The sequence below is a fragment of the Enterobacter sp. SECR19-1250 genome (assembly GCF_013391025.1).
Taxonomy (GTDB): Bacteria; Pseudomonadota; Gammaproteobacteria; order Enterobacterales; family Enterobacteriaceae; genus Enterobacter; species Enterobacter cloacae.
In genome coordinates this window covers 1-2907 of record NZ_JACASJ010000216.1, presented here as the reverse complement: position 1 = coordinate 2907, position 2907 = coordinate 1, and the positions used below count along the sequence as shown (strand labels likewise).

Sequence of the window (2907 nt, the reverse complement as noted above, 5' to 3'; positions counted from 1 at the left end):
CGAGAGAACTCACCAGGGAGATGGACAACCATCACCACAGGAGAAAACCAGGATGTACACACAAAACGTCAACGTCAAAACCGCCGCTCAGGAATCTTCCAGGAAGATAGGGGGAAAAACCGTGTCGTACACGTTCCTCGTCGCTGAGCAGAAAAAAAACTCAGCGGAGGAACCGGACGTTCTGGAGTTCAGCAGCCTGGCTGAGCTGAAGAAACTGCGCAGACGCTGCCCCGAAACGATGCGCTGCACCTATTTCTACGCCCTCAGCAGCGGCGTCGATAAACAGTTCCGCCATATCCATGTGGCTGAAGCTGACCACTTCAAACAGTTTGTGCGCCTGATCACGCGCGAAGGTATCGACATTTAAATCCGGTTTCACCCCGTGCGGCAGCCGCCGCTCGGAACCTCATCAGACAGGAGCCAGAAGCATGAGCGTTAACACCCCGACCGCAAAGGCCCGTTACGAAAATGGGCATATGTCAGACCCGGAGCCTAAAACAGCCTCCCTCATTGCGATTTATGGCAATGAGGCGAGCTATGCATGGAACGTTCTGGAGGATTTGAAAGCTGCAGGTGCTTCTTATACCCGCAGAAACATTATCGCCGATATGTTCCGCCGTCTGGGCGTTCAGTAACCCGGACTTACCTCTGACCCGATGCGGTGCTGTATAGCTGGCACCGCCCGGAACTGAATCAAACAGGAGCCTGAAAGATGAACGTTAACCCCCCGACCGCTGCACCAATGGCCTTTTTCGTTCCGTCTCATAACGCCGTTTATGACCGCGCAACACAGCTGGAAGGGCAGTGGGTGACTCAGCGTGAAGCGAAAACGCTGGAATCCCTTCGCCGTCTCTATCCGGATGCGGAGCTGATCCCCGCGACTCTGGTACAGGAAAAGCAGAATGACGGCTATCGCCGTCCCTGGGCGGAAATCACCGAAGCCCGGTATATCGACCAGCTGGAAACACTGCCGCCAGTGGACTGGTGCAGGGGGTTTGGCGGGGAGTCGTTCAAATCAATGGAGTTTACGGGCGGGGATGTGACCGCAATTTTTGTCAGCTACGGAGCGCGTTTCTTTGAGTGCCATGACCTGCACACCCGCCATCACCGGGAGCTGATTGGCGACGTGATCGCCCGTTTCTGTCTCGATGCGTCGCTGAATTCAGCGTATTAAAAAAGCAGGGTTGCCCCTGCTTTCTCAACGCCGGGTAGCCGCTGTAACGGTGAACCGGCAATCACAACCAAAGTAAGGAGATTGATCGTGAAATTTGACCCGCAAACTGTCGCACAGGCGAAGGCATTTGTAAATGCCCTCCGCGCCGGAAAACGCGCTCGCGTACCCGCGCTGCGCTTCTCACAGTGGCAGCCGTTCCTGTCCGTGGTAAATGCCGAAACGGGCTACGCCGCCGATGCTGACTGTGGTCTGGCTGTCAGCGTCTACCCGGCGCTTGGACTGGCTTAACAGGAGACGGCCGCCTGCGGGCGGCCGGTAAGGAGAAACCATGTCACAACTGAGTTTTGAATCCCTGTTCCTGGCCGACCAGGCTGATCCGCAGCCGCGGGCTTCCGCACCGGCCCGGATGCTGTCGCCAGCTGAGGCGCGTAAAGAATTCGCCAGTGTCTTCCGTCAGATGGCGAAAAATATGCGCCGTTCCGAAGTGTTCCGCGACTTCATCACCCTCGCAGCCAGCGAGCTGGATATGGCCCGTATTCGCTCGCCGGAGAACATCGAAAACAGCCGTCGCATCTGCGAACGGTATAAGCCGGACGATCTGGACGCCATGAAGCAGCTGTTCTGCCTGTTGGTGGAGGGGCTGGCGGGTGACATTCATGATTTCCTCGGCGCTCTGTATATGGAGCAGGAGCTGGGCGCGGACGAAATGGGGCAGTATTTCTCCCCGTCCTGCATCTCCCGCCTGATGGCCGGACTACTCATGCCCGGCGCTCAGGAGACGATAAAGCGTGAGGGGTGGATGACGCTCGATGAGCCTGCCTGTGGTAGCGCCGGAATGGTCATTGCCTTTGCATACTGGATGGCTGAAGCGGGATATAACCCTTCACAACAGCTGTATGCCACCTGCACTGACATCGATCCAATGGTGGCAGATATGGCCTTTATCCAGCTGGCACTGCTGGGTATACCCGCGAAAGTCGTGACCGGTAATACGCTGACCCTGAAAGCGAACCGAGTGCGTTACACCCCTGTTTATTACTTCAATGACTGGCAGGGCCGTCTGGCATTTCGCAGTCGTCTGGATGCAATGAAAAAATTTCTGGCCACCGTGGCCGCCTGACTGACAGAGCGGCAGGGCAGACCTGCCGCAGGGAGAGAGAAAATGACAAGCAACACACTGAACGCTGTTCCGGCCACCGTGCTGGAGACGATGGCAGAACGCCTGCAAGGCCAGGCTGAACCGATAAAAATCCGCAGCAACGACGATCACGCCGCGCTGGCTGCAGATGTGCTCTGGAAATTTGCCCGTAAAACCGGGCTGAACAGGGAAAGCGAAAGCGTGCAAACTGTCATCACGGATTTTCTGGCCAATCTGCTGCACCTGTGCGAACAGTGCGAGCCGGACGGGGCTGGCATCGAGGGATTTAATGCCCTGCTGAACATGGCCATGATGCACTATGAGCAGGAAAACGGAGGGGACAGCGAAGAACCTGTTTGATCGGGAGTCTGTGCCCTGATGGATACCATCAGGGCAACCGCAAAAAAACGCATCCCCTTCGGGGAAACGGGGAGGGCGAAAGCGCCTCCGGCGCTCCTGCCGTTCCCCGTTGCTGTGCTTCACTCCTTCCCTGCGAGCATAGCCAGCATCCTGCTGGTTAACTTTCTCTGCTGCAGCTCAGTGGCCATAACCCGAAAACAGGGCAGGGCGATGGCCCCCTTCGGCTCCCGGCCAG

General features: G+C 57.2%; 6 protein-coding genes. All 6 read left to right on the top strand.

The features are described from left to right. The first annotated feature begins 52 nt into the window (after window positions 1-52). The 6 genes from HX884_RS25930 to HX884_RS25905 all read left to right on the top strand — a co-directional run bounded on the left by HX884_RS25930 (window position 53) and on the right by HX884_RS25905 (window position 2672). On the top strand, window positions 53-367 hold the full coding sequence (locus tag HX884_RS25930) for a hypothetical protein (protein ID WP_061549463.1): 315 nt from the start codon (window positions 53-55) through the stop codon (window positions 365-367). Window positions 368-428: 61 nt separating this feature from the next. Continuing rightward, entirely contained in the window at window positions 429-635 is a 207-nt protein-coding gene (locus HX884_RS25925; protein WP_061549464.1) for a hypothetical protein, read from the top strand. Between the two features lie 77 nt (window positions 636-712). Next, complete coding sequence (locus HX884_RS25920; RefSeq protein WP_061549465.1) at window positions 713-1174, top strand: DUF1419 domain-containing protein; 462 nt, start codon at window positions 713-715, stop codon at window positions 1172-1174. 87 nt (window positions 1175-1261) lie between these two features. Further along, complete coding sequence (locus tag HX884_RS25915) at window positions 1262-1462, top strand: hypothetical protein (RefSeq protein WP_031494497.1); 201 nt, start codon at window positions 1262-1264, stop codon at window positions 1460-1462. Between the two features lie 40 nt (window positions 1463-1502). After that, the gene (locus HX884_RS25910) at window positions 1503-2294 is read left to right on the top strand and encodes an N-6 DNA methylase (RefSeq protein ID WP_107112189.1); all 792 of its coding nucleotides are present in this window, start codon (window positions 1503-1505) and stop codon (window positions 2292-2294) included. Window positions 2295-2336: 42 nt separating this feature from the next. Beyond that, on the top strand, window positions 2337-2672 hold the full coding sequence (locus tag HX884_RS25905) for a hypothetical protein (RefSeq protein ID WP_045354839.1): 336 nt from the start codon (window positions 2337-2339) through the stop codon (window positions 2670-2672). The last annotated feature ends 235 nt before the right edge of the window (window positions 2673-2907 follow it).

What these genes read in the sequence shown, in the direction of transcription:
- HX884_RS25930 (WP_061549463.1), top strand. Translation starts at nt 53, where the DNA reads ATGTACACACAAAACGTCAACGTCAAAACCGCCGCTCAGGAATCTTCC.
- HX884_RS25925 (WP_061549464.1), top strand. Translation starts at nt 429, where the DNA reads ATGAGCGTTAACACCCCGACCGCAAAGGCCCGTTACGAAAATGGGCAT.
- HX884_RS25920 (WP_061549465.1), top strand. Translation starts at nt 713, where the DNA reads ATGAACGTTAACCCCCCGACCGCTGCACCAATGGCCTTTTTCGTTCCG.
- HX884_RS25910 (WP_107112189.1), top strand. Translation starts at nt 1,503, where the DNA reads ATGTCACAACTGAGTTTTGAATCCCTGTTCCTGGCCGACCAGGCTGAT.
- HX884_RS25905 (WP_045354839.1), top strand. Translation starts at nt 2,337, where the DNA reads ATGACAAGCAACACACTGAACGCTGTTCCGGCCACCGTGCTGGAGACG.